The organism is Sphingomonas arvum (genome assembly GCF_026013565.1).
Classification (GTDB): Bacteria; Pseudomonadota; Alphaproteobacteria; order Sphingomonadales; family Sphingomonadaceae; genus Sphingomicrobium; species Sphingomicrobium arvum.
The window spans coordinates 1,080,178-1,105,691 of record NZ_JAPDOB010000001.1; the positions used below are offsets into that span (position 1 = coordinate 1,080,178).

Below are 25,514 nucleotides of genomic sequence, written 5' to 3' on the forward strand. Positions count from 1 at the left end.
GCAGCAGGGCTGGACCAGCGATAACCAGTTCCACCGTGCCGTCGCAGACATCAACGGCGATGGGTTAGACGACATCGTCGGCTTTGGCGCTGCCGGCACATGGGCGGCGCTCTCCAATGGGGATGGCACCTTCGGTCAGGCCTACTTCGCCTCGGAGAACTTCGGCAAGGCGCAGGGGTGGAGCAGTCAAGACGCGTTTTCCAGGCACGTCGCCGATGTGAACGGTGACGGCATCGCCGATATCGTGGGCTTCGGGGCCGCTGGAACTTGGCTAGCCTATGGGCGGGGCGACGGAAACTTCTCAGCCGTTAGCCATGACGTCGATGCTTTTGCCGCCAACCAGGGTTGGACCAGCGATGCCACCTATCACCGTGAATTGGCCGACCTCAACGGAGATGGCGCCGCCGACATCGTTGGCTTCGGGTATGCTGGCGTATATGCAGGAATGAACCAGGGCAACTGGTTGAGTACCTAGCATCACGCTAGGCACTGCTTAGCTACGTCGCGTCCGAGGTTTACGCTTCTCGGGCGCGGCGAAGTGAAGGGCTTGTAATCGCAACAGCAATACAGAGCGGGATTGGTCCTAACACTGGGAGTGTGCAGAAACCCGCGTGACGATCTGCTCACGGCCAATCGCAGCCCTAAGGTGCACATGAACGAAGGTCTGTTTATGGGCAGTGGCGCGGCGGCCCTGAGTGTCAGCAAGTGGGTCATTGCAGACGTTGGAAGTATCCACTCGACTGTTCTTGAGATCGGAGCATTGGTGTTCGCGTGAGTCGCGGTGCTCGGTGCGCGCCGCTGCCCTGACCGGCTGACCGGCAGGGCTGTGAGTGGTGGAAGCAGCATGTTGCCGCTTCAAACCGAAAGGCACTCACATGACCAAGGCAGACAAAGGCAGCGGCTCCGCTCAGCGGAGGGTCCACAGCCTCGGCGACGAAGCAGCTTTAACAAGGGTCAAGCCAGCTTCTAAGCTGGAAAGCCTGGCAGCGCTGCTGGTGCGGGATGAAGGCGCCACCCTCGACCAGATGATCGCTGCCACCGGCTGGCTTCCGCACACAACACGGGCGGCGATGACCGGCCTGCGGAAGAAAGGCTACTTGATCGACGGCGACAAGCTTGAGGGCGTGCGCACTTACCGCGCGGTGGCGCCGTAATGACTGCCATCGTGAACGAAGTCGCGGCATTGACGCAGCTTGGCCGCCCCGGACTGCAGATGCGCTGGCGGGAGGTGTTCAAGGCGGCGCCGCCGGCAGCCTATACCCCAGACCTGCTTGCTCGCGGGATCGCCTACCGGTTGCAAGAGAAAGCGCTCGGTCGCCTCGATCCCGCGCTTGCTCGTCAGCTGCAATCCACTGGCAGAGGCGGAAGGTCGGCGAAGACGAAGCTTCGGCCGGGCAACCGCCTTGTCCGGCGGTGGCGAGGCCGGACCTATGTCGTTGACGTGATCGAGGAGGGCTTCTGCTACGATCAGGTGACCTATGGCTCGTTGAGCGAAATCGCGACAAAGATCACCGGCACCCGGTGGTCGGGCCCTCGTTTCTTTGGGCTACCCAAGTGAGTCGGGTGCGCTGCGCGATCTATACGCGCAAGTCGAGCGACGAGGGGCTCGAGCAGGAGTTCAACAGCCTCGATGCCCAATACGACGCCTGCAAGGCGTACATCGCCAGTCAGAAGCACGAGGGTTGGTCGCTTGTTCGCGAGCGCTACGACGACGGCGGGTTCTCAGGTGGGAGCATGGAGCGACCTGGACTTAAGGAGCTGCTGGCCGACATCGCCGAAGGCAAGATCGATGTCGTCATCATCTACAAGATAGACCGGCTGACCCGCAGCCTGGCGGACTTCGCGCGCATCATCGAAACGCTCGAGAAGCATGGCGCCAGCTTCGTCAGTGTCACGCAGTCTTTCAACACCAAAACCAGCATGGGGCGGCTGGTGCTGCACGTGCTGCTGTCCTTTGCGCAATTTGAGCGGGAGGTTGGCGCCGAGCGGGTCCGCGACAAGATCGCTGCCTCGAAAGCCAAAGGCATGTGGATGGGCGGCACGGTTCCGCTTGGCTACGACGCTGTCGACCGCAAGCTGATCGTCAACGAAGCTGAAGCAGCCACAGTCCGCGCACTATTCAGTAAGTTAGTGGAGCTTCGGTCAGTGCAGGCGGCGTTATCTTGGGCACAGACGCAGGGCCTATGCACCAAGCAGCGCGCACGCAAAGGCAAGCAGGTTGGCGGAGGGGCGTTTCACTATGGAGCGCTGCGCTGCGTCCTTGGCAATCCGCTATATGTCGGGGACATTGCGCACAAAGGCCGCACATACAAAGGGCAGCATCAAGGTATCATTGGACGAGAGCTGTTCGACCAAGCTCGAGCTGTCCTTGCTAATGCGAAAGGATCAGGAAGACGGCAGCAAGCCGTTCTACCCAGCGTGCTGCAAGGCTTGTTGGTGGATCCGCATGGGCGACCGATGGGACCGGTACATACCCAGCGGAACGGGCAGCGTCTTCGTTACTATGTCACTCACCACCGCAGCTTGAGCGCTACTGGACCCGCCGCTTACCGGTTCGCGGCAATGCCGCTTGAGCGAGAATGTGCTGCCATGCTGGCCGAACATGTAAGGTCGCGGGTGACGAGTGCCGAAGAGCACGAACACGCAACCAAAGCGGCCGCGACCCTTACCGGTGGCGATCAGTCGGCGCGGCGGTGCATCATGATGACATGGATAAGTCAGATTACAGTTGGCGAGGGCGAGCTTACGATTGCAACTCATGATGGACAAAGGTTGCGTAAGGCGGTCACTCGGGTGCGGGATGGCCGTGATGTAAGGTTGGTTGTCGGCGAGCAGCAAGCTGGACGCGAAAACAAGGTCGATGCTCAGATCATTGCCTTGCTTCAGGACGCCAGGCGAGCCCAGGAGCTGGCGTTGGCGAAGCCGAAGCTAAGTCTTGCCGAGCTTGCGATTAAGTTCGGTCGATCGCCGGACCGGTTCAAGCGCTTGTTACGGCTTAGCTACTTATCGCCCACGATCGTGAATGCCCTGCTGCAAGGCAGCGCACCAGATGATCTCCATGCTGCCCGCCTTCGGCAGCTCGATCGTCTGCCGCTGGGGTGGGCGGAGCAAGAAGGCTTGCTCCTTCGTTGAGACGACCTGAGTCGGGCTCGAGTGGCTCCAGAGATAAACCCCGGCCGATTGCCGTATGGCCGGAAGGCAAGAGGGTCTCGGGACTTCGAGCAGCCGAACCGCCAGCGGTCTATCGGCGGATTTCAGCCTCTGTCAGAAGCACCCGCCAAGTTTGCTCAGGAGATAAGTCGCACCATGCACTGTGTGGTGAGCCCTGCTGGGTTCGAACCAGCGACCTACTGATTAAAAGTCAGTTGCTCTACCGACTGAGCTAAGGGCCCGCGCATTGGCGTGAACGCCCGTTAGTCGCGTGCGGGCCGGCGGGCAAGGCGTGCGGCGAAATGGCGCACGGTGAGCGCGCCCGCCACCGGCCACGAAGGGGCTATGGCCAGCAGCGGGTGAAGCGCGAAGTTCCGGTCGGCGAGACGCGGATGGGGGACCGACAGGTGCCGCGAGCGGACCGGCCCGCCGCTCCACAGCAGCAGGTCGAGATCGAGCACGCGAGCCGCCCAGCGCCGCCCGGGCCGGCGACCGAATGCGCGCTCGAGCTGCTTGAGTTCGGCCAGCATCGCCACGGGCCCGAGCGGGCTCTCGACGAGGGCGGCGGCGTTCGCGAAATCGCGGCCCGCTCCGCCGTTCGCCGGATTAAGGAGGGTCGGTGAGGCATCGAACAAGGTGAAACGGCGATCGAGCTCAGCGATGGCGGCCGCCACGACCCCGGGCGGGCGGCCGTGGCGGCCGTGCGGGCGGTTGGAGCCAATACCGATAGCGTAGAAGTGGAGCACTCGGGTGCCCTAGGCGTTCGGGCGGGCCTTGTCGAAGCGGACGGACACACCCTTCGACAAGCTGGGGGTGAGCGCTATGGGTGTAGCCATGCTGTTTTCCGCTGCGCCCGCCGTCGTGTCGCCCGTTCCGAACGCCGAGGCGCCGCGCGACTGCCCACTATGCCCGCGGCTGGTGCGGTTTCGTGAGGACTGCCGGGTAGAACATCCGGACTGGTGGAACTCGCCCGTCCCTGTATGGGGCGATCCGGGAGCGTGGCTGGCGGTAGTGGGCATGGCGCCGGGCAAGCACGGCGCCAACCGGACGGGGCGGCCGTTCACCGGCGACTATGCCGGCGAACTGCTCTACGCGACGCTGCTCAAGCATAAGCTAGGAGAGGGCGAGTATCGGGCCGACCCGGGCGACGGAGTCCGGCTGACCGGGGCCGTGATCCTGAATGCGGTGAAGTGCCTGCCCCCGGCGAACAAGCCAGAGCCGGGCGAGATCGCGACTTGCCGGACCTATTTCGAGGCGGCTCTGGGCCAATTGCCGAACCTCCGGGTACTGGTGGCGCTGGGCGCAATCGCGCATGCGGCGACGGCACGGGCCCTTGGCATGCGCCCAGCCCAGGCAAGGTTTGGTCATGGTGCGGAGGTTACCGCACCGAGCGGACAGGTGCTCCTGTCGAGCTATCACACCAGTCGCTACAACCAGAACACCGGCCGGCTTGACGCCGCGATGTTCGACGCGGTGATCGAACGGGCGATCATGCTTGGAAGGGGGAGCAATGGCGGGGGAACCGGAAAGCCTGAATAAAGCGGAAAGCTTTGCCCGGCACACGGCACGGCACCAACTCAACCGATCGTTCATGCTGTCGGATGGCGTGTTCGCCACCGCCAAAATCTTGCCGGCCGTGGAACTGAGGGTGCCCGGGGAGTGGGTTGGACAGCTTGCCTCGCGGCTGCACGAGAATGCCGACAGCGCAGCGTGGACGCGGCAGCAGCTGAGCGGGGCCGCCAGGAGAGCTCGGCTTGGTTGAGAGCATCGCAACCGAGCGGCTGCTGCTGCGGCGAGCGCGGGCCGAGGATGCGACGCCGCTTCACGCGATCATGCGTGACCCGCATGCCATGCGCTTCTGGTCGACGCTGCCGCATGCCGGAATGGCCGACACGGAAGCATTCGTCGCGAGCATGATGGCGCCGCCGCACGATGGCAGCGACGACTTCATCGTGGAAGCGGATGGAAGGGTGATCGGCAAGCTTGGCGCGTGGCGGCTACCGGAGGTGGGTTACCTCCTAAGTCCGGGCGTGTGGGGGCGAGGCTACGCCAGCGAAGCGCTGGCCGCCTTCATCGCGCACCGTCGCCGGTGCGGGTCGCAGGAGCTGACGGCGGACACCGACCCGCGCAACGAGGCGAGCATGCGGCTGTTGCGGCGGCACGGCTTCATCGAAACAGGCCGGGCGGAGCGGACCTGGCTAATCGGCGGCGAGTGGTTCGACAGCGTCTATTGGCGATTGGGACTCTAGCCCGCGCCGCGCGCGGCTGTGGCTTGCCGGCGGCTGCGGTCGACGATGATCGCCAAGACATTCGCCTGGATATCTCCCAGCCCGATGAGGGCGGAAGCATAGGTGCTCCTAGATGTCCTCCACCAGCCTCTTGTAGAGCTCCGGTCGCCGGTCGCGAAAGAAGCCGAACGCGGCGCGATGGCGGCGGGCCTGGTCGATGTCGAGCCTGGCCACCAGCACGCCCGTCTCGTTTGCGCCAAACTCCGCAAGCATGTCGCCGCGCTCGTCGCAGATGAAGCTGTGGCCGTAGAAGCGCTGGCCGCACTCGGTGCCGATGCGATTGGCGGCGACCACGGGCACGACATTGCTGACCGCATGGCCGACCATCGCCCGCCGCCACAGGCGCGAGGTGTCGAGGTCGGGGTCGTGTGGCTCGGAGCCGATCGCGGTCGGGTAAAAGAGGATCTCGGCGCCCATCAGCATCATCGCGCGGGCCGTCTCGGGGTACCATTGGTCCCAGCAGACGCCGACGCCGAAGGTGGTCGCCTCCGGACCCTGCCAGACCTTAAAGCCGGTGTTGCCGGGCCGGAAGTAGAACTTCTCCTCGTAGCCGGGGCCGTCAGGGATGTGGCTCTTGCGGTAGAGGCCGGCGATCTTCCCGTCGGGGCCAATCATCGCCAGGCTGTTGTAGTGATGCGGTCCGTCGCGCTCGAAGAAGCTGGTCGGGATCCAAATGCCGAGCTCGGACGCGAGCGCCTGCATGGCCGTGACCGACGGATGTTCGGCCGTGGGCTGGGCGGTGGCGAACAGGCCTTCGTCCTCGACCCGGCAGAAGTAGGGCCCTTCGAACAGCTCGGGCGGAAGGACGACCTCCGCGCCCTTGCCGGCCGCCTCGCGGACGAGTTCGGCGACGTTGCGGATGTTCTCGGCGGTGTCTTCGGAGAAGGCTAGCTGCAGGGCGGCGACAGTGATCTGGGTCATGGCCGCCTACTTAGTGGCTCGGACCGGGATGTCGAAGTGCAGCACGTCCTCACGCTGCCCCAGCTTGCTGTAGAGCGCGATCGCGGGATCATCGCCGTGATCGGCCTGGACGTAGACCACCCAGGCGCCGATCTCCGCCGCGATGGCCCGCAGCTGAGTGATCAGGGCCGTTGCCACGCCCGACCGGCGATGGCTGGCGGCAACAGCGAGATCGTAGAGGTAAACCTCACTCCGTTCCTGTTCGAGCTTGGGGAGAACGTAGGCGACCAGCGCGCCGACCATCTCGGCGCCGTCCTGCGCGACCAGGGCGACGACGTCGGCCCGGCCCAGCACCGTCCGGAGATAGCGGTCGGGCGGGGGCGCCGACGAGTAGCTTTGCGGATCATCGAACGCGGTGGCGAACAGGTCATTCAGGGCACGGGCGCCGGTCACGTCGCCAGCGTCGAGGCGCCGAACGGCGAGCATCAGGCGGGAAGTTGCTGGCTGATGCAGTGAAAGCTGCCGCCGCCGGTCAGGACATGGTCGGCACGCAGGCCGACGGCCTTGCGCTCGGGGAACAGCGCCTGAACGGTATGAACGGCGGCATCGTCGTTGGCGGCGCCATAGAGGGGCACAACCACCGCCGCATTACCGATCAGGAAATTCATGTAGCTGGCGGGCACGATCTCTCCATCGCGCTCGACCTGGCCGGGCGAAGGGATGTTCACCACATCGAGCCCGGCAGCCTTCAGCCGCCTGGCCGCATCGGAGTAGACGGCGGCGTTCGGGTCGTCCTTGCCCGCCGCCGTCGGAATCGCGACGCGTCCGGGCGCCACGAAGCGGGCCAGGTTGTCGACGTGGCCGTCAGTGTGGTCGTTGAGCAGGCCTTCGCCCAGCCACACGACGCGCTCAAGGCCAAGGTCGGCGTGCAGGCGCTGCTCGATTGCCTGACGGTCGGACGACGGATTGCGATTGGGGTTCAGCAGGCATTGCTCCGTGGTCAGCACGCAGCCAGAACCGTCCATGTCTATGGCGCCGCCTTCCAGCACCCACTCGCCGCGCTGGTAAGGAAGGAGCGCGGACTGCGCGAGGCGCTGGCCGATGCTTTCGTCCCCAGGCAAGTCGTACTTGCCGCCCCAACCATTGAAGCGGAAACCCTGCGCCCGGCGGCCTCTGCCCGAACCGGTGACAATCGGACCGGTGTCGCGAAGCCAGATGTCGCCGAACGGTTCGACGATCACCGTGGCGAACGGCGCAAGTTTGCGGGCCGTCTTGGCGGCGATCTCGCTGGCGGCGACCAGCCGAATTTCCTCGCCCTTGCCGCCGGCGTGGAGCGCCCTTGCGAGCGCCGCCACCTCCTTCTGGGCGGGCTTGAGATCCTCAAGCCATAGCTCGGGATCGGACGGGAAGCCGATCCACATCGCCTCGTGCGGGGACCATTCGGGCAGGGGGGTCTGCATGGGCGCGGCGACTAACAGAGGGGGTGCAAGCCGCCAAGTTGCATTCCCGGAGATGTGCGCCAAGGTGGAAGGGCTCGGCAGGGGGAAGCGCCACCGCTATGAGTCTGCGCCGAGCGGCGGCAAGGTCGCCTTCATCGGCCTCCAGCCGGGCAGGACAATCGCCTCCACGGCCGATTTCGCCACCGGGGTGGCCAAGGGTTCCGCAGCAGCGCCAAGCCGGTAGAATCGCTGTGCTGGTGCCGGCTCGTCACGGACGAGCGCCTGATCTGCGATTTACGATAACCCTGTGGATGGACGGCTGACGTCGGTTGGGCGGCTGCTGGAGCAAATCGATCGGACATTGAGGCAGGCGAGGAGGGGCCGGCGGCCTCCCCTGCACGTTCACACTTCGTTCAAGGCCGCCGGGCCAGTTCTTGGCTGGGGCGGGTTGGTTTTCGCAAGTGGAGCGTACCTATGCCTCTTTCCCTTCGCCTGGCCGCAGTGGCGGCAGTCGGCGCTGCGCTCGGCGGCTGCGCGACGTACGGCCCTTATGGCTACAGTGGTGTCTCGGTCGGCTATGGCTCGGGCGGCTACTACGATGACGGCTATTACGGCGGTTACGGCTACGGTTCGCCGTACGTCGGTTATGGGTACGGTTCTCCGTACGTCGGCTACGGCTATGGCTCGCGTGGATATGCGTGGCCGTATGGCGGCTGGTACAACAACTACTATTATCCGGGTACCGGCATCTACGTTTATGACCGCAGCCGTCGTTCGTACCGGATGAGCGACGCCCAGCGCCGTTACTGGGAGCAGCAGCGGGCCCTCCGCCAGCGCAACCCCGAGGTGATCCAGAACCGGCGCGCGTACCGGGTCGACCGCCAAGGTGACCGCCGCGTCTATCGGATCGAGCGGCGCGAGGAGCGCCAGGCGCTGCAGAGCGGCCAGGTTACTCGCGAGCAGTACCGGGCCGACCGCCAGCAGGACAGGCGTGCCTATCGCCAGGAGCGACGGGAGGATCGGCGCAATCTGCGGCGCGAGAATCGCGAGGATCGTCGACCCGATTGATGCAGCACGGGCTGGCGGCTTGCCGGTGGGCGTGAGCCTCGCTAACGCGCGGCCATGTCCGTCGATACCGCCACCGTGCGGCACATCGCTCGGCTTGCGCGTCTGCAGATGAGCGACGCGGAGGTCGCGGCGATGGTGCCGGAACTCAACAACATCCTCGGCTGGGTCGAACAGCTTGGCGAGGTCGACACAGACGGCGTCGAGCCGCTGACTGCTGTGATCGAGCAGAAGCTGCGCCTGCGGGACGATGTCGTGAACGACGGCGGAATACGGAACGAAGTGCTCGCCAACGCGCCGGATGCGCAGCACGGCTTCTTCGCCGTACCAAAGGTCATCGAATAGTGGCCGGATTGACAGGCAAGACGATCGCCGAGCTGCGCGACGGCTTCCGCGCGGGCGAGTTTAGCGCGCGGGAGATCGCCACTGCGTTCAACGACGCGGTGGCTGCGGCACGTGCGCTGAACGCTTATACGGTGGAGACCCCCGGCGATGCATTGGCGGCCGCCGACACGGCCGATAACGCCCGGAATCGCGGCGACCTCCAGCCGCTGTCCGGCATTCCGCTGGGCATCAAGGACCTGTTCGCGACCGCAGGGGTGGACACGACCTCCGGCTCCAACATCCTCAAGGGCTTCAAGCCGCCGTACGAGAGCACGGTGACGCTGAACCTGCGCCGAGCGGGCGCGGGCATGCTGGGCAAGCTCAACATGGACGAGTTCGCCATGGGCTCGTCGAACGAGACCAGCGCCTATGGACCGGTGATATCCCCATGGAAGCGCTCGGACGGCGGCAATGCGGCGCTGACGCCGGGCGGGAGCTCGGGTGGTTCGGCGGCGGCGGTCGCGGCCGGGCTGGCGCCCGGGGTTACCGGCACCGACACGGGCGGCTCCATCCGGCAGCCGGCGGCGTTCGTCGGCATCTCGGGAATCAAGCCGACCTACGGCCGCTGCTCGCGCTGGGGCGTGGTGGCGTTCGCCAGCTCGCTCGACCAGGCGGGGCCGATGACGCGGACGGTGCGCGACTGCGCAATCATGCTCGAGGCGATGAGCGGGTTCGATCCGAAGGACTCCACCTCGCTGGACCTGCCGGTACCGCATTGGGAAGCCGGGCTGTCGAGCGATCTCAGGGGCAAACGGGTCGGCATCCCGCGGGAGTACCGGATCGACGGCGTGCCCGAAGAGATCAACGCGCTGTGGGACCGCGGGATCGAGTGGCTGCGCGACGCTGGCGCCGAGCCGGTCGAGATCAGCCTGCCGCATACCAAATACGCGCTGCCGACCTACTACATCATCGCGCCGGCCGAAGCCTCGTCCAACCTCGCCCGCTATGACGGCGTCCGCTATGGGATGCGGGAGCAGGGCTCGGGCGGGCTCGAGGGCATGTACGCCGCGACGCGCGCGGCCGGCTTCGGGGCCGAGGTCAAGCGGCGGATCATGATCGGCACCTACGTGCTGTCGGCCGGCTTCTATGACGCTTATTTCAACAAGGCGCAGCGGGTGCGGGCGCTGATCAAGCAGGACTTCGCGCGCGCCTTCGAGCAGTGCGACCTGATCTTGACGCCGACGGCACCGAGTGCGGCGTTCGGGCTGGGCGAGAAGATGAGCGATCCGCTCGCCATGTACTTGAACGACGTATTCGCGGTGCCGGCGAGCCTGGCCGGGCTGCCGGCGATGAGCGTTCCGGGCGGGCTGGACGCACAGGGCCTGCCGCTGGGGTTGCACCTGATCGGCAACGAGCTGGACGAGCAGGGCGTGCTGAACGCGGGTCTGGCGATCGAGGAGCGCGCCGGGTTCACCGCGCGGCCGGAGAAGTGGTGGTGAGCTGGGTTGGCGAACTCATCGTCCACGCTGTGGGCGGGCTTGTCGATCGTCGCAAGAACAAGAGTTTTGACCCGAGCCGCTATGGTGAGGCTCGCTTTGACAGCAGCACCGGGAAGCAGATCAAGTGAACGCACCTTACCGCCTCAAGGGCATGACTGGCGAGTGGGAGGTCGTGATCGGCCTTGAGGTCCACGCGCAGGTGGTCTCCAACGCCAAGCTGTTCTCCGGCGCGGCGACGGCGTTCGGAGCCGAGCCGAACACGCAGGTATCGCTGGTCGACGCCGCGATGCCGGGCATGCTGCCGGTGCCGAACCGCGAGTGCATTCGGCAGGCGGTGCGGACCGGCATGGCGCTCGACGCACAGATCAACAAGTGGTCGCGGTTCGACCGCAAGAACTACTTCTACGCCGACCTGCCGCAGGGCTACCAGATCAGCCAGCTATACCACCCGCTGGTGGGCGAGGGGACGATCGAGGTCCTGCTGGACGAGAAGGACGAGGGGAGCGTGCGCCGGATCGGCGTGGAGCGGATCCACGTCGAGCAGGACGCGGGCAAGCTGATGCACGACCAGCACCCGACCATGAGCTACGTCGACCTTAACCGCTCAGGCGTGGCGCTGATGGAGATCGTGTCCAAGCCGGACATGCGCTCGCCGGCGGAGGCGGGCGCGTACCTGCGCAAGCTGCGGGCGATCCTGCGCTATGTCGGGTCGTGCGACGGCAACATGGAGGAAGGCTCCATGCGCGCGGACGTTAACGTCAGCGTGCGCAAGCCCGGTGAGGCGTTCGGGACGCGGACGGAGACCAAGAACGTCAACTCGGTCCGCTTCGTGATGGCGGTGATCGAGCACGAGGCCCGGCGCCAGATCGACGTGCTGGAGGAAGGCGGCGCGATCGTCCAGGAGACCCGCCTGTGGGACCCCGACAAGGGCGAGACCCGGACACTGCGGTCCAAGGAGGACGCGCACGATTATCGCTACTTCCCGGACCCCGACCTGCTGCCGCTGGAGCTGGACGACGCGTTCTTGGACGAGTGCCGCAAGAGCCTGCCGGAGCTGCCGGACGCCAAGCGACGGCGCTTCGAGATGATGGGCATTTCGGCGTACAATGCTTCCGTGCTGACCGCCGAGGTGGAGACGGCTGCCTGGTTCGATGCGCTGCTGAGCAACGATGTCGATCCCAAGCAGGCATCGAACTGGGTGGTGGCTGAGCTGTTCGGGGCGCTAAACCGGCTGGGCGCGTCGATTGCCGAATGCCCGGTCTCGCCGGCGCATGCGGCCGAGTTGCTAAGGCTGGTGGCCGACGGGACGATCAGCGGATCGATCGCCAAGACCGTATTCGAGAAGATGCTCGAAAGCGGCGACCCGGCGGGCGCCATCGTGGAGCGCGAAGGGCTCAAGCAGACCAGCGACACGGGCGCTATCGACGCGGAGATCGATAAGATCCTGGCGGCGAACGCGGACAAGGTCGAGCAGTACAAGGCCGGCAAGCAGCAGCTGTTCGGCTTTTTCGTGGGCCAGACGATGAAGGCCATGGCCGGCAAGGCCAATCCGGGCGTCGTCAACGAGCGGCTGCGGGCCAAGCTGGACTAGTCATTGGCGGCGACGCGTGGCCGCTGCTAAGCAGCGGCTCATGCGTTCGCTTCTCCTTGCCGCCACTGCGGCGGCCCTCACCGCCGCACCCGTTTCCGCCCAGCCGACCACCCCGCCCAAGCTGCTGATCGCCATCTCGGTCGACCAGTTCGCGGCCGACCTGTTCGACCAGTACCGACCGCTGTTCACCGGCGGCTTCGCGCGGCTGGCCAGCCAAGGTACGGTTTTCGTCAACGGCTATCAGAGCCACGCGGCGACCGAGACCTGCCCCGGACATTCCACGCTGCTGACTGGCAAGCATCCGGCCGGCACCGGCATCATCGCCAACGACTGGATCGATCAGGGCACGGCACGCACCGACAAGCATGTCTACTGCGCGGAGGACGAGAGCCAGCCGGGCACCACCTTCACCAATTACAAAGTGAGCCCGGTCCACCTCAGGGTACAGACTTTCGGTGATCGCCTGAAAGCCGTCAGTCCGCAGAGCCGCAACGTGGCCATCGCCGGCAAGGACCGCGCGGCGATCATGATGGGTGGGCGCAATGTCGACCAGCGCTGGTACTGGGACGGCAAGGTGTGGAGCACGGACACCGGGAAGACACCGCCGCGCACGATCGCGGCGCTCAACCAGTTTTTCACGGCGAGGCTGGCGCAGCCGAGCGAACCGCTGGTGCCTCCGGCGGTCTGCACCGCGCGAGCCAAGCCGTACACAGTGGCGCCAGGCCTGACGGTCGGCAACGGGACCTTGCAGCGGGCCGCCGGTGACCTGCGCTTCGTGCGGGCGCATCCGGATTTCGATGGAGCGGTGCTGGCCGGAGCGGCCGCGCTGGTCGGTGAGCTTGGGCTGGGCAAGGGACCGGCCGCGGATGTGCTGTCCGTGGGCCTGTCGGCGACGGACTATGTCGGACATGCTTATGGCAACGGCGGGCAGGAGATGTGCCTGCAGATGCTGGCGCTGGATCGGGAGTTGGGCGATTTCCTCAACCGGATCGACCAGACCGGCGTCGACTATGCGGTTGTGCTGTCGGCTGATCATGGCGGCATGGACCTGGCCGAGCGGCTGAAGGATCGCGGCAACGCGCAGGCGCAGCGGGCCGATCCGGCGCTGGCGGCCGACGCGATGGGCAAGCTGCTGGCGCCGCAGTTCGGGCGGACGGAGCCGGTGCTGTTGGGCGTCGGAATAGCCAACGACGTGTGGCTCGACCGCCGGCTTGATGCGGCGACGGCGCGCAAGGTCCTGGCGGCGGCATTGCAGCGCTACCGGGCGCATCCGCAGGTCTATGCGGCGTACAGCAGGGCGGAGATCATGGAGGTGGCAGTGCCGCGCGGAGCGCCGGACAAGTGGAGCGTCATCCAGCGGGTACGCGCGTCCTACGATCCGACGCGGTCGGGCGACATCTATGTCACGCTGAAGCCCTACGTCAGCCCGATCGCAGCGCCGGCACCGGGCTACACGGCGACGCACGGATCGGTGTGGGACTATGACCGGCGGGTGCCGATCATCTTCTGGCGCCGGGGCGCGGCTGCGGCCAACCGAACAGAGGCGGTCGAGACGGTCGACATCCTGCCCACGGCTGGGCCGCTGCTCGGGTTGGCGGTGCCGGCGAGCAGCGTCGACGGCCGTTGCCTCGACGGTGCGGCCGGGGTGCGCTGTCGCTGAGGATCGTTCATCTCACAGCAAGGTGGCGAGCCATAGCCACTGCCTAATCTAAGCCACTGTTTTGGCTTGCTTCCTTGCTGACCGGCAGGGTGAAACGGAGGGGTTGATGCGGCGTTCGCTGGTACTGGCTGCGGTGGCCGCCTCCTTGATGACCTCCGGCTGCGTGCAGACGCGGCAATTCGCCGACCTTCAGTTCGCACCCCCGCAGGGCGACTACAAGCTGCTGGTGCTGCGCCCGGACGTGCAGGTCGGCTCGGTTACGACCGGCGGCCTGGTCGAGCCGCGGGCGGACTGGACCGAGCAGGCGCGGGCCAACGTGATCGCCGCACTTCGTGCGCAGCAGGGTGGGCGCGGCGGGCAGACCTTGATCCTGGAGCGGCGCGACTCGCTGCCGGGCATTCCCGCCGAGCAGGTCGCCGAGATCGAGCGCCTGAACGCGGCGGTGAGCCAATCAATTGCCTTGCACAAATATTCGGGTGCGACGCTGCCGACCAAGCGGCGGCGCGGGCTGGAGTGGACGCTGGGTCAGGACGCGGTCCGGTTCGGTCAGCGCACCGGCTACGATTATGCGCTGTTCCTGCATGCGGAGGACAGCTTCGCCAGCACCGGTCGAGTCGCGCTGCAGGTGCTGGGCATTGCCGGCTGCGCCATCGGCTTCTGCGCTCCGAACATCGGTGGGGCTGGGCAGTTCGCCTATGCCAGCCTGGTCGACCTCAGGACCGGCGAAGTGGTGTGGTTCAACGTGCTTCAGGCCGGTAGCCAGATCGCCGGGATCAAGATGGGCGACATTCGCACGCCGCAAGGGTCGGCGCAGATGGTCGACCGGCTGCTCGGCCGGATGAAGGCCGGGCGCGAGGTGCGGCGGGCACAGGCGGCCGCACGGAGGGCACAATGACCGGTGATCTTTCGCGGCGCGCGCTGCTGGTCGGCAGCGGCGCGACGGCGGCAATGCTGGCGAGCGGTGCCGGCGCGCGCATCCTGCCGTCGAGCCTGCAACCGCTGATCGGCCCTGGCTATCGCCCGACCGACCGCGACGAGCTCGGCATGTGGCAGCAGATGCAGCGGGTCGAGGAGGAGATTGCCGGCTCCAACCTCCTGATCAAGGACGAGGGGGTGAACCGCTACCTCCAGAGCCTGATCGGCAAGGTCGGCGGCCCGGCGGCCAAGGACATGCGCATCTACCTGGCGCGCATCCCCGAGTTCAACGCGGTCATGTTCCCGACCGGCTTCGCGGTGGTGTTCAGCGGCCTGCTGCTGCGTATGCGGGACGAGGCGCAGCTCGCGGGCGTGCTCGCCCACGAGAGCAGCCACTTCCTGCTGAAGCACCAGATCCGCCAGTGGCGCGACACCAAGCGGCGGACGGACGTGCTGTCCTTCACCACTATGTTGGGCGGCATGGCGGGCGGCGCCGCGGGCGTATACACGGGCGACCTGGCGCAACTGGCGCAACTCGGCACTATTCTGACGCTGCTCAGGTACAACCGGCAGCTTGAGGCCGAGGCGGACGCGCTGGGGATCAAGTTGATCGCCGGCTCTGGCTACGAACCCTTGTCCATGTCCCAGACATGGGAGCAGCTGATCGGCGAGATCGAGCTCAGTGCGCGGGTGCGGCGCAAGCGGCCGGATCGCGGCTATTCCATTTTCTCGACTCACCCGGCGCCGCGAGAGCGGATGATCGACCTGCGACAATCCGCGGCCGAGCTGACGGTGCCGGGGCGGCCATACGATCGCGGGCGGGAGCGTTACCTGCAGGCGATCGGCCGGGTCCGGCCGACCCTGTTCGACGACCAGGTCAAGCTCAATGACGCCGGCGCCACGCGTTACATCATCGAGACGTTGGCCAAGGACGGGTGGAACGGCCAATTGCGGTTCTACGAAGGCGAGTCGCTGCGGCTGCAGAACGCCGATGCGATCCAGGATCGGGCGGCGCTGAGCTATGCGGCGGCGGTGGCTTACCCCGACGCGCCGGCTGATGCCTGGCGTTGGCACGGCATCTACCTGTTGAAATCGGGGCGGCGGGACGAAGGCCGGGCTGCGCTGCAGCGTTACCTGACCTTGGCGCCGAGCGCGCCGGATGCGCCGTTCGTGCGCCAGATGCTGGTGAGCTGAGGAGTTTCGATGACCAAGCGCACGCTTCTGGCCGCGGTGGCCGTTTCACTCAGCCTGACAGCCTGCACCGGCGGCGGGGTCGGCGGCTTCGGCCTCTATTCGCTGGTGCGGCCGGGTCGGACGGTGAAGGTCGGCAACGGGGCAATGACGGTGGTCACTCCACGTGAATGGAATCGGACCACCCGCAACGGCTTCACCGATATCCGCTATGTCGAGGACTGGACGCTGAACGGCCCGTACCTTGACGGCATCAGCTTCGTGACCGGATTGCCTGACAATCACCGGATCATCCGGCAGGAGTACAAGGCCGACCGGCAGGTTCCGAAGTTCCGCTCGGTCATGACCCCGCCGGAGATCGCGGCGTTGGTAGAAAGCCTGTACCGGATCGAGGGCGGGGCGAGCGACTGGCGGACGCTAAACCTGGCGCCACGGCCCTTCCTCGGAACCAGCGGATTCCAGCTCGACTATGAGCATCTCGATGGCGACGAACTGTGGCGCAAGGGGCGGGCGGTCGGCGCGGTGATCGACGGGCGTCTGTACATGATGCTGCTGGATGCGGCCCGATCCCATTACTACGAAGCGGCGCTGCCGGACTTCGAGGCGATGGCGGCAAGCGCCCAACTGCGGCGCTGACGCGCAACTTCCGGCCCACACCGCCGGTTGTCGGTTGATGAACAGTCTGGATGTGGCCCGGCGTGATTCGGGCAATTCACTGGAACAAGCAGACCTCGCCGTCGCGGGAACGCTGCTGCCCCTGTCCGGCGACCTGGCGGTGCGGGCGATCGGGGCGGTCAGCGACCTCAGTGATCAGGAGCCGCTCTATGCGGCATCGGCGGCGGTGATCGCGACCGCCGCCGTGATGCGGGACAATCGTACGCTGCAGACCGGCTTGCGGCTGCTAGCGACACACCTGTTCGCGACCGCGCTGCGAGGCGTGGTCAAGCAAACGGTGGACCGCACACGGCCGATCGCGGCAGCGGAGCGGGGGCACTACGAGCTAGGACCGGGCGAGCGCTACGAGAGCGACTTCAACAGCTTTCCGTCCGGCCATTCGGCCGGCGCGGTGGCGGTGGCGCGGGTGATCGCCCGTCGCTACCCGGGTGCGAGCGGGCCGGCGCTGGGCCTAGCTGCCGCAAGCGCCGGGGCCCAGGTGCTGCGGTCCAAGCATTACCTTACCGACGTGGTTGCAGGCGCCGCCATCGGCTGGATGGCCGAGGAACTGCTGCACGCGCTGCTGGCGCGGTGCGAGCGGATCTAATCGCGCTCAGCGGAGCACGGGGTCGGGCTGCGGCGGCGACTCCGGTTCGGTCGGGTCCGACGGGGGCAGGTCGGGCTCGGGCGGACGCGTCGCCATCAGCCGACCGGCGAGATGGGCGTGGGCGAAGGATCGTTGCCGGGGCTGGTCGGCGACGGAACGTCGATCGACGGCTGGGTGCCTGGCGCTTCGGCGGGCGCCTCGCTCGGCTGTCCGGGCTGGCTCGGCTGTGCCGGCTCGGATGGCGGGGTCGGCTCGAAGCCAGGGTTGTCGTCGGGGAAGGGGGGCAGTTGTTGCATGGGGCGCTCCTTTGCGCTGGAGAACGATGAGGAAGCCTATCCGGTTGCTCCGTCCGGCTTGCCCCACGGCCCATCCTTGCTATAGGCCCTCGCGCCTCACGGGTCCGATGCGCGCGTGGCGGAATTGGTAGACGCGGCAGGTTTAGGTCCTGTTGTCGCAAGATGTGGGGGTTCGAGTCCCTCCGCGCGCACCAGCCGCCTTTGCCGGTGCCGGACCCAAGCAGTTTCAATGGGATAACGAAGTCATCATGCAGAGCGTCGAGATCGAGAACGAGGGCCTGAAGCGGGCGTACAAGCTGACCATCGGCGCGGGCGAGATCGACGCCAAGGTCGACGCCGAGGTGAAGCGGCTGGCGCCGCAGATCCGCATGCCCGGCTTCCGCCCTGGTAAGGTGCCGGCGAACCTCATCCGCAAGATGCACGGCGAGTCGCTGCAGGGCCAGGCGCTGGAAAGCGCCGTGCAGGAGGGCGTGCAGCAGCTGTTGCAGGACAAGGGCCTGCGGCCCGCGATGCAGCCGCAGGTCGAGCTGGCCGAGGGCTATGCGCCTGGCGCCGACGCCGAGGTGACGGTCAGCCTGGAGACGCTGCCGGACGTGCCGGCACCGCAGATTGAAGGCCTGAAGCTCGAGCGGCTGACGCTGGAGCATGATGAGGAGCAGGTCGAGCAGCAGCTGAAGCAGCTCGCATCGGGCCAGAAGAGCTGGACCGATGCCGAGGAAGGCCGTGAGGCGCAGAACGGCGACCAGGTCGTGATCGATTTCATCGGCAAGACGGATGGCGTCGCGTTCGAGGGCGGCACGGGCGAGGACATGGCGCTTGAGCTGGGCTCGGGCGCGCTGATTCCGGGCTTCGAAGAGCAGCTGGTCGGCGTGAAGGCGGGCGACAGCCGCACCATCGAGGTGACCTTCCCCGAGAATTATCCAGCCGAGAACCTGAAGGGCAAGCCGGCGACGTTCGACATCACCGTCAAGGCGGTGAAGACGGCCGGCGAGGTCGACCTCAATGACGAATTCGCCAAGAGCCTGGGTCTGCAGGATCTGGACCAGCTCAAGGGGCTGCTGCGCGACCAACAGACGCAGGAGCTGAACGGGCTGACCCGGACGCACATGAAGCGGCGACTGCTCGATCAGTTGGCGGACACGCACCAATTCGAAGTGCCGCCGTCGATGGTGGACGCCGAGCACCAGAACATCTTGGCGCAGCTGGAGCACGAGGCCAGCCACGAGGCCGACCCGGAAGCCGCCCGCGCCGAGATCGAGAAGGAAAAGGATGACTATCGCCGCATCGCCGAGCGCCGCGTGCGTCTGGGCCTGCTGCTGAGCGAGATCGGTCAGGCGAACGGCGTGGACGTGTCCCAGCAGGAGATGCAGCGCCTGATCCTGCAGGCGGCGCAGCAGTACCAGCCGGCCGAGCGCGAGCGCTTCATCCAGTTCATTCAGCAGAACCCGATGGCGGCCGCCCAGCTGCGTGCGCCGCTGTACGAGGACAAGGTGGTCGACTTCCTGTTCGAAAAGGCGGACATCACCGACCGTCCGGCGACCCGCGCCGAAATCGAGGCCGACCTCGAGAGCGAGGAGGGCCATGTGCACGGTCCGGGCTGCGGCCACGACCACTCGCACGATCAGGCTTCTGCGCCGAAAGCGAAGAAGGCTAAGAAGGCGGGCATCGAGGATGCTCCCGAGGCGGTCGTCAGCGATGCGGTTCCGGTCGACGCCGACGCGGCTGCCGAAGCAGTGAAGCCGGCCAAGAAGGCGCGGGCGGCCAAGCCGGCGAAGGGCGCCGTGGACGCGGAGCCTGCCACTCCCGAGCCGGCCGAGCCGCTCAAGGACCATGCCCCAGCCAAGCCGAAGCGGACCAAGGCAAACCCGGCCTGAGGCCGAAGACCGGTTCCGATGTCCTGGCACCGGAACCGGTCGCTTTTGAAGCAGCGCAAGCGCGCCTCGCAGCTGCGCGGCTCTGAGCTTAGCAGTTCGGCGGCAACGTGAGCGCCGAGGAACAGGAATGGGACTGAACCAGATGCGGTAGGGTAGGACCGGCTGCACAATTTAGGTGCGACGGGACCTGCGCGATGGGCCAGATCGCGGACGCTCGGCGCCCACTCGGCGCCGCGCAGAGGAAGCCATCCAACCCGCGAGAAGATACCGGACGGGGGTAGGCGGGCAGCGGCCTCCGGTGCCGTTCGAGCGCTCGGCACATTTCCGGGTGCCGCTGGTCGCACGGACATGGCTGTGGAACCTTGGCTGCTTCCCAACGGGGAACGCCTGCAGAGCCCGACCGCTTGCCGAGTTCCACCGTCTCGCCATACAGGACGCGAAATCTGACGAAAGGCGCACTTCCCATTGGCTGTGAATGAATCGCCCCGGGTTGCCGTGCTGCTACCATGCTACAATGAGGAAGCCGCCATCGCCCAAACGGTGGCGGGCTTCCGGGCGGCGCTGCCGGAGGCGGTGGTCTACGTCTACGACAACAATAGCCGGGACCGGACCGTCGAGGTCGCTCGCGCTGCTGGGGCGGTGGTCCGCTGCGAAGTTGGCCAGGGCAAGGGTCATGTGGTCCGCCGCATGTTCGCGGATGTGGACGCGGACGTTTACATCATGGCCGACGGCGACCTGACCTACGATCCAAGGTCCGCCCCCGCAATGGTCGACCAGCTGTTGACCGAGCAGCTCGACATGGTGGTGGGCACCCGCCAGCATGAAGAGAAAGGCGCCTATCGCGGTGGGCACGTGCTTGGGAACCGGGTTTTCACCGGACTGCTGGCTGGCCTGTTCGGGCGTAGTTTCTCCGACATTTTCAGTGGTTACCGGGTGTTTTCCAGACGGTTCGTCAAGAGCTTCCCAGTGCTGTCCTCCGGATTTGAGATCGAGACGGAGATTAGCGTCCATGCGCTGGAGTTGCGTATGCCGGTTGGCGAGCAGGCGACGACCTACTTCGCTCGGCCGGAAGGGTCAGCATCCAAGCTTAGCACCTTCCGCGACGGTTGGCGCATCCTGAACACCATCGCGACCCTCTATCGGATCGAGCGGCCGGTGCTGTTCTTCGGCGGCATCGGCCTGCTGCTGGTGCTCGCGGCGTTGGTCCTGGCCTTGCCGCTGGTCGTAACCTACCTCAAGACCGGGCTGGTGCCGCGGCTGCCGACGGCGGTGCTGGCCACGGGCATGGTGATCGTGGCAGTGCTGTGCTTCTTCGCCGGCCTGATCCTCGACACGGTGACGCGCGGTCGCCGCGAGGTGCGGCGACTGGCCTATCTGGCACACCCGGCACCCGGCGCTTGAACTCCCCCGCGGCCCGTCCGATGTAGGCGAGCAGAACACAACAAGGACCCACTCCCCTCATGGATCACCAGGACATTGCCTCCGCCCTCGTTCCCATCGTCATCGAGCAGTCGAACCGGGGCGAGCGCAGCTTCGACATCTACTCGCGGCTGCTGCGGGAGCGGATCATCTTCATCACCGGGCCGATCGAGGACCACATGTCCTCGCTCATCACCGCCCAGCTGCTCTTCCTCGAGTCCGAGAACCCGAAGAAGGACATCTTCATGTACATCAATTCGCCGGGCGGCGTGGTGACGGCCGGCCTCGCGATTCACGACACCATGCAGTACATTCGCCCGCGAGTTGGCACCGTCTGCATCGGCCAGGCGGCGAGCATGGGCAGTTTCCTGCTTGCCGCGGGCGAGCCGGGCATGCGCATCGCGCTGACCAACAGCCGGATCATGATCCACCAGCCGTCTGGCGGTGCGCAGGGCATGGCGTCGGATATTGAGATCCAGGCGCGCGAGATCCTTCGCATGCGCACGCGGCTCAACTCGCTCTATGCCAAGTACACCGGCAAGCCGATCGAGGAGATCGAGGCGGCCATGGACCGCGACAAGTTCCTGGAGGCCGACGAGGCCAAGGACTTTGGGCTGATCGACGCCGTCTTCGACAAGCGTCCGGAGAGCGGCGACTTCGAGGGTGCCGGCCTGAGCGGGGGCAGCGACACGCCTGCCTGAGCCTGAACGCACGGCCAACCCGGAAAGGGCGGGGAGCCTTGCGCTTCCCGCCCTTTCTGTCATTGGCGCGTCACAAACGAAGCACGGGCGAGTCACGCCCATCCAAGCTCGACGGGGAAGGGTCATTCGCCAGATCGCTGCCTTGCCGTACCGCACCGGCGGGACGTCGCTTGATGCGCCCGTCAGCGTGCTGCTGGTGACCTCGCGCGAGAGCCGGCGATGGGTGGTGCCCAAGGGCAATCTGTCGAACGGCCTGACACCGCACGCGGCGGCTGCCGTCGAGGCGGAAGAGGAAGCGGGCGTGCGCGGCGCGGTGTGCCCGATCCCGCTCGGTTCCTATCGCTACCGCAAGCGGCGCAAGACCGGAGCCAGTCTGATGTTCGATGTGGATGTCTATCCCTTGAGCGTCAGCGAGGAATTGGCCGAGTGGAAGGAAGCCGGGGAGCGCACGCGGCGCTGGTTCAGCCTGGCGGCGGCGGCCGACGCAGTCGAGGAGGAGGATCTGGCCGACCTCATCCGGTCGTTCAATGCGGCGGAGTTCAACGGCGCGACGCGACGCAAGTCGCTGATGTCCGTCGTGGCCGAGAAATCGAAAGTGGGTCCGATGTTTGCCTGGTTCCAACGCCTGCTGCCCAAGACGGGTGGATTCTTCGAGCTCTTCGAGGCGCATGCCGAAAGCGTGTGCGGCGCGGCCAATGCGCTCGGCCGGCTATTCAATGACGGCCAGCATCGGGCCGAACACATCCGTGAGATCAGCGAGCGTGAACATGATGCCGACAACATCATCCGCGAAATGCTTCATACAGTTCGCCGAACGTTCCTGACGCCATTCGATCGCGGCGCGATCACGTCGCTGATCAGCTCGATGGACAATGCCATTGATGAAATGCAGGCGGCCGCCAACGCCGTCGACCTGTATGACTATTCTGCTTTCGAGCCCGAGATGCGGGACATGGTAGCGATCATCATCGACTGCGGCCGCTTGATGGCCGAGGCGCTGCCGCTGCTGCGCGACGTGGGCGCAAATGGCTCGCGGCTGCACGAATTGACCGAGCGGCTGGTCCGGATGGAAGGGCATGCCGACGAGATTCATCGCGCGGGCCTGAAGACCGCCTTCCAAGGCTACGGACATGAAGGCGGTTCGGCCATGCAATTCACGGTCCGGCGCGAGATCTACAAGCATTTGGAGCGGATCGTCGACGCTTTCGAGGACGTCGCGAACGAGATCGACGGCATCGTCATCGACCACGCCTGAGCCTGACCGGTGCATCAACTTGCCCTTCCGCTGCTTGCCGGCCTGATCCTGGTCGCGCTGATGTTCGATTACCTGAACGGACTGCACGACGCCGCCAACTCGATCGCGACGGTGGTTGCGACCCGGCTGCTCGGTCCGGTTCAGGCAGTGGCGTTCGCTGCCTTCTTCAATTTCGCGGCTTACTTCCTGACCATCGCCTTCCCGGCGCTGCACAAGGTGGCCGAAACGATCGGCAAGGGGCTGATCGACCAGCAGCTGGTCACGCCGTCGGTGGTGTTCGCCGCATTGATCGGGGCCATGTTCTGGAACGTGGTGACATGGCTCAAGGGCATACCTTCCTCGTCGAGCCATGCGCTGGTCGGCGGCATTGTCGGGGCGGGCCTCGCGTCCGCAGGAGTCGGCACAATCCAGTGGACGGGCGTCACCAAGACGCTGGCCTTCATTCCCCTCGCGCCGCTGCTTGGCATGGCGATGGCGATGATGGTCATGCTGCTGTCGAGCTGGGCCGCGGCACGAGCGTCGGCGCGCGGCGCCGACCGCAGCTTCCGCGCGCTGCATCTGCTGTCATCGGCCGCTTACTCGCTCGGCCATGGGCTGAACGATGCCCAGAAAACCATGGGCATCATCACCGTGCTGCTGTTTTCGACCGGCTACCTCCACGGCGAGTTTCAGGTTCCGCATTGGGTGGCGATCAGCTGCTACATCGCCATCGGGCTCGGCACGCTGACCGGTGGGTGGCGGATCATCGAAACAATGGGCAGCCGCATCACCAAACTTGACCAGCACCAGGGCTTCGCCGCGTCGACTGGCGGTTCGTTCCTGCTGTTCGGGGCGAGTTGGTTCGGTATTCCGGTGTCGACCACGCACACCATCACCGGGGCGGTGATCGGGGCGGGCGTGGCGCGCCGCGCCAGCGCGGTTCGCTGGGGCGTCGCGCAGAACGTGGTCATGGCCTGGATCATCACGATCCCGGCCAGCGGCGCCGTCGCGGCCCTGATCTACTGGCTGACCACCTTCTTCTAACGGCCCTTGATCAGCCGCCCTTGCCGGTCTTCTTGCTGTTGCCCGAGCCGGAGCCGCCCTTGCCGCCACCGCCGCGACCGCCGGCTCCAGTGGCCGTGCCACCCTTTTCCGTGACGCCGCTGCCTTGGCCGCCTGCTGCTTTCTGTGCCATGCCGGTATCCTCCTGGTAGGTGCTGCCAACCGGCATTGAGAGGCGAGGTTCCCGCATTCTCAATCACTTGAGCGCAGGTCGGCTGGTCCACGGCCTTGTGGGAGTGTGTCCTCCAGCCCATATCCCTGTCAGAAAAGTTTCGGGGCCGGCAACGCGCAGAGGCTCCCGAGAGTTTGATAATGCTAGAAAGCGGGCTAGCATCGCCCATGAGGGCGCCCCGGGCGGGACCCGAAGACAAGGAAGATTATGACGAAGCTTTCCGGCGGCGACAGCAAGAGCACCCTCTACTGCTCCTTCTGCGGCAAGTCGCAGCATGAGGTCAGGAAGCTGATTGCCGGGCCGACCGTGTTCATCTGCGATGAGTGCGTCGAGCTGTGCAACGACATCATCCGCGAGGAGAGCAAGTCGGCCCTCGTGAAGACTCGCGACGGCGTTCCGACGCCGGCCGAGATCTGCAAGGTGCTGGACGATTATGTGATCGGCCAGGACCGGGCGAAGCGCGTGTTGTCGGTGGCGGTGCACAACCACTACAAGCGGCTGAACCATGGCGCCAAGGGCGGCCAGGACGTTGAGTTGGCCAAGTCCAACATCCTGCTGATCGGCCCGACCGGCTGCGGCAAGACGCTGCTCGCGCAGACGCTGGCGCGGATCCTCGACGTGCCGTTCACCATGGCCGACGCCACGACGCTGACTGAGGCTGGCTACGTCGGCGAGGACGTCGAGAACATCATCCTGAAGCTGCTGCAGGCGTCCGACTACAACGTCGAGAAGGCGCAGCGCGGCATCGTCTACATCGATGAGATCGACAAGATCAGTCGCAAGTCGGACAATCCGTCGATCACCCGCGACGTCTCGGGTGAGGGCGTACAGCAGGCGTTGCTGAAGCTGATGGAAGGCACCACCGCTTCCGTCCCGCCGCAGGGTGGCCGCAAGCATCCGCAGCAGGAGTTCCTGCAGGTCGACACGACCAACATCTTGTTCATCTGCGGCGGCGCGTTCGCTGGCCTGGACAAGATCATTGGCGACCGCCTGCAAGGTAAGTCGATCGGCTTCGGTGCGCATGTCGCGGCGCCAGAGGAGCGCAAGACCGGCCAAGTACTCAAGAACTGCGAGCCCGAGGATCTGCTGAAGTTCGGTTTGATCCCCGAGTTCATCGGCCGCCTGCCGGTGATCGCGACCTTGGAGGACCTCGACGAGGCCGCCCTGGTGAAGATCCTGGTCGAGCCGAAGAACGCGCTGGTGAAGCAGTACGGCAAACTGTTCGACATGGAAGACGTCGAACTGGAGTTCACCGAAGACGCGCTGTCGGCCGTTGCCCGCAAAGCGATTGACCGCAAGACTGGTGCTCGTGGCCTGCGGTCGATTCTGGAGGCGATTTTGCTCGACACCATGTTCGACCTGCCCAGCATGGATGGCGTCGACGAGGTCCATGTCGACAAGGACGTGGTCGATGGCCGCAAGGAGCCGGTCAGGGTTTACGCCGAAAAGAAGAAAGACGACGCAGCGGCCTGA

Annotated in this window: 27 protein-coding genes and 2 tRNA genes; 22 read left to right on the forward strand and 7 right to left on the reverse strand. The window is 66.0% G+C overall.

What is annotated here, in order from left to right; translation table 11 throughout:
- From OMW55_RS05335 to OMW55_RS05350, 4 genes are all read left to right on the forward strand, one after another.
- The coding region (locus OMW55_RS05335; protein WP_264881385.1) for an FG-GAP repeat domain-containing protein at window positions 1–475 on the forward strand (475 nt) is incomplete at its 5' end.
- A 400-nt stretch (window positions 476–875) separates the two neighbouring features.
- Window positions 876–1,154: a DUF3489 domain-containing protein gene (locus tag OMW55_RS05340; protein WP_264881386.1), complete on the forward strand. Its 279-nt coding sequence runs from the start codon at window positions 876–878 to the stop codon at window positions 1,152–1,154.
- A complete protein-coding gene (locus tag OMW55_RS05345; protein ID WP_264881388.1) occupies window positions 1,154–1,558 on the forward strand; it encodes a DUF2924 domain-containing protein in 405 nt (134 codons plus the stop codon). The genes OMW55_RS05340 and OMW55_RS05345 overlap by 1 nt, the downstream gene beginning before the upstream one ends.
- 5 nt (window positions 1,559–1,563) lie before the next feature.
- Window positions 1,564–3,132, forward strand: a complete 1,569-nt coding sequence (locus OMW55_RS05350) for a recombinase family protein (protein WP_264881389.1) — start codon at window positions 1,564–1,566, stop codon at window positions 3,130–3,132.
- Between the two features lie 184 nt (window positions 3,133–3,316).
- Here the strand turns inward: OMW55_RS05350 and OMW55_RS05355 are convergent.
- Both OMW55_RS05355 and folK read right to left on the reverse strand, forming a co-directional pair.
- Window positions 3,317–3,392: transfer RNA gene (locus OMW55_RS05355), tRNA-Lys, on the reverse strand.
- Between the two features lie 21 nt (window positions 3,393–3,413).
- Entirely contained in the window at window positions 3,414–3,896 is a 483-nt protein-coding gene (folK, locus tag OMW55_RS05360) for a 2-amino-4-hydroxy-6-hydroxymethyldihydropteridine diphosphokinase (RefSeq protein ID WP_264881391.1), read from the reverse strand.
- 88 nt (window positions 3,897–3,984) lie between these two features.
- On the opposite strand from folK, the gene OMW55_RS05365 reads away from it, so the two are divergent.
- Window positions 3,985–4,689, forward strand: a complete 705-nt coding sequence (locus OMW55_RS05365; protein WP_264881393.1) for a uracil-DNA glycosylase — start codon at window positions 3,985–3,987, stop codon at window positions 4,687–4,689.
- A 215-nt stretch (window positions 4,690–4,904) separates the two neighbouring features.
- Window positions 4,905–5,399 (forward strand): GNAT family N-acetyltransferase, encoded by a 495-nt coding sequence (locus tag OMW55_RS05370; RefSeq protein WP_264881395.1) that lies wholly within the window; start codon window positions 4,905–4,907, stop codon window positions 5,397–5,399.
- A gap of 108 nt (window positions 5,400–5,507) precedes the next feature.
- Here OMW55_RS05370 and aguB read toward each other — a convergent pair whose 3' ends face one another.
- Genes aguB through OMW55_RS05385 form a run of 3 tightly spaced genes read right to left on the reverse strand, consistent with a single transcriptional unit; the run spans window position 5,508 to window position 7,798 of the window.
- Window positions 5,508–6,359: an N-carbamoylputrescine amidase gene (gene aguB / locus OMW55_RS05375; protein ID WP_264881397.1), complete on the reverse strand. Its 852-nt coding sequence runs from the start codon at window positions 6,357–6,359 to the stop codon at window positions 5,508–5,510.
- 6 nt (window positions 6,360–6,365) lie between these two features.
- A complete protein-coding gene (locus OMW55_RS05380) occupies window positions 6,366–6,824 on the reverse strand; it encodes an AAC(3)-I family aminoglycoside N-acetyltransferase (protein WP_264881399.1) in 459 nt (152 codons plus the stop codon).
- Entirely contained in the window at window positions 6,824–7,798 is a 975-nt protein-coding gene (locus OMW55_RS05385) for an agmatine deiminase family protein (RefSeq protein ID WP_264881400.1), read from the reverse strand. Before OMW55_RS05385 ends, OMW55_RS05380 begins: the two co-directional genes overlap by 1 nt.
- Window positions 7,799–8,251: 453 nt before the next feature.
- Between OMW55_RS05385 and OMW55_RS05390 the strand changes: the two genes are divergently transcribed.
- The 9 genes from OMW55_RS05390 (at window position 8,252) to OMW55_RS05430 (ending at window position 17,283) form a co-directional block, all read left to right on the forward strand.
- Window positions 8,252–8,845 carry a hypothetical protein gene (locus OMW55_RS05390; RefSeq protein WP_264881403.1) on the forward strand — a complete coding sequence of 198 codons (594 nt, stop codon included), beginning with the start codon at window positions 8,252–8,254 and terminating at the stop codon, window positions 8,843–8,845.
- 54 nt (window positions 8,846–8,899) lie between these two features.
- Window positions 8,900–9,187: an Asp-tRNA(Asn)/Glu-tRNA(Gln) amidotransferase subunit GatC gene (gatC, locus tag OMW55_RS05395; RefSeq protein ID WP_264881405.1), complete on the forward strand. Its 288-nt coding sequence runs from the start codon at window positions 8,900–8,902 to the stop codon at window positions 9,185–9,187.
- A complete protein-coding gene (gene gatA, locus OMW55_RS05400) occupies window positions 9,187–10,665 on the forward strand; it encodes an Asp-tRNA(Asn)/Glu-tRNA(Gln) amidotransferase subunit GatA (RefSeq protein ID WP_264881407.1) in 1,479 nt (492 codons plus the stop codon). Before gatC ends, gatA begins: the two co-directional genes overlap by 1 nt.
- Before the next feature lie 124 nt (window positions 10,666–10,789).
- Window positions 10,790–12,256 carry an Asp-tRNA(Asn)/Glu-tRNA(Gln) amidotransferase subunit GatB gene (gatB, locus tag OMW55_RS05405; protein WP_264881408.1) on the forward strand — a complete coding sequence of 489 codons (1,467 nt, stop codon included), beginning with the start codon at window positions 10,790–10,792 and terminating at the stop codon, window positions 12,254–12,256.
- Window positions 12,257–12,296: 40 nt separating this feature from the next.
- Window positions 12,297–13,916, forward strand: a complete 1,620-nt coding sequence (locus OMW55_RS05410) for an alkaline phosphatase family protein (RefSeq protein ID WP_264881409.1) — start codon at window positions 12,297–12,299, stop codon at window positions 13,914–13,916.
- A gap of 106 nt (window positions 13,917–14,022) precedes the next feature.
- Window positions 14,023–14,811: a hypothetical protein gene (locus OMW55_RS05415; protein ID WP_264881410.1), complete on the forward strand. Its 789-nt coding sequence runs from the start codon at window positions 14,023–14,025 to the stop codon at window positions 14,809–14,811.
- Window positions 14,808–16,025: a M48 family metallopeptidase gene (locus OMW55_RS05420; protein WP_264881412.1), complete on the forward strand. Its 1,218-nt coding sequence runs from the start codon at window positions 14,808–14,810 to the stop codon at window positions 16,023–16,025. Before OMW55_RS05415 ends, OMW55_RS05420 begins: the two co-directional genes overlap by 4 nt.
- Window positions 16,026–16,034: 9 nt before the next feature.
- Entirely contained in the window at window positions 16,035–16,658 is a 624-nt protein-coding gene (locus tag OMW55_RS05425; protein ID WP_264881414.1) for a hypothetical protein, read from the forward strand.
- A 52-nt stretch (window positions 16,659–16,710) separates the two neighbouring features.
- Complete coding sequence (locus OMW55_RS05430; protein ID WP_264881415.1) at window positions 16,711–17,283, forward strand: phosphatase PAP2 family protein; 573 nt, start codon at window positions 16,711–16,713, stop codon at window positions 17,281–17,283.
- Between the two features lie 95 nt (window positions 17,284–17,378).
- Here the strand turns inward: OMW55_RS05430 and OMW55_RS05435 are convergent, their stop codons facing one another.
- A complete protein-coding gene (locus tag OMW55_RS05435; RefSeq protein ID WP_264881416.1) occupies window positions 17,379–17,579 on the reverse strand; it encodes a hypothetical protein in 201 nt (66 codons plus the stop codon).
- Between the two features lie 109 nt (window positions 17,580–17,688).
- Between OMW55_RS05435 and OMW55_RS05440 the strand changes: the two genes are divergently transcribed.
- The 6 genes from OMW55_RS05440 (at window position 17,689) to OMW55_RS05465 (ending at window position 23,851) form a co-directional block, all read left to right on the forward strand.
- A tRNA-Leu gene (locus OMW55_RS05440) sits at window positions 17,689–17,773 on the forward strand.
- 54 nt (window positions 17,774–17,827) lie between these two features.
- Complete coding sequence (gene tig / locus OMW55_RS05445; protein WP_264881418.1) at window positions 17,828–19,453, forward strand: trigger factor; 1,626 nt, start codon at window positions 17,828–17,830, stop codon at window positions 19,451–19,453.
- A gap of 465 nt (window positions 19,454–19,918) precedes the next feature.
- A complete protein-coding gene (locus tag OMW55_RS05450) occupies window positions 19,919–20,854 on the forward strand; it encodes a glycosyltransferase family 2 protein (protein WP_407822102.1) in 936 nt (311 codons plus the stop codon).
- 59 nt (window positions 20,855–20,913) lie between these two features.
- Window positions 20,914–21,573: an ATP-dependent Clp protease proteolytic subunit gene (locus OMW55_RS05455; protein ID WP_264881419.1), complete on the forward strand. Its 660-nt coding sequence runs from the start codon at window positions 20,914–20,916 to the stop codon at window positions 21,571–21,573.
- 187 nt (window positions 21,574–21,760) lie between these two features.
- The gene (locus OMW55_RS05460; RefSeq protein WP_264881421.1) at window positions 21,761–22,828 is read left to right on the forward strand and encodes a DUF47 family protein; all 1,068 of its coding nucleotides are present in this window, start codon (window positions 21,761–21,763) and stop codon (window positions 22,826–22,828) included.
- A 9-nt stretch (window positions 22,829–22,837) separates the two neighbouring features.
- Window positions 22,838–23,851, forward strand: coding sequence for an inorganic phosphate transporter (locus OMW55_RS05465; RefSeq protein WP_264881422.1), 1,014 nt, complete (start codon window positions 22,838–22,840; stop codon window positions 23,849–23,851).
- Between the two features lie 10 nt (window positions 23,852–23,861).
- On the opposite strand, the gene OMW55_RS05470 is transcribed toward OMW55_RS05465, so the two are convergent.
- Window positions 23,862–24,059, reverse strand: coding sequence for a hypothetical protein (locus OMW55_RS05470; RefSeq protein WP_264881424.1), 198 nt, complete (start codon window positions 24,057–24,059; stop codon window positions 23,862–23,864).
- 189 nt (window positions 24,060–24,248) lie between these two features.
- On the opposite strand from OMW55_RS05470, the gene clpX reads away from it, so the two are divergent.
- Entirely contained in the window at window positions 24,249–25,514 is a 1,266-nt protein-coding gene (clpX, locus tag OMW55_RS05475; RefSeq protein WP_264881425.1) for an ATP-dependent Clp protease ATP-binding subunit ClpX, read from the forward strand.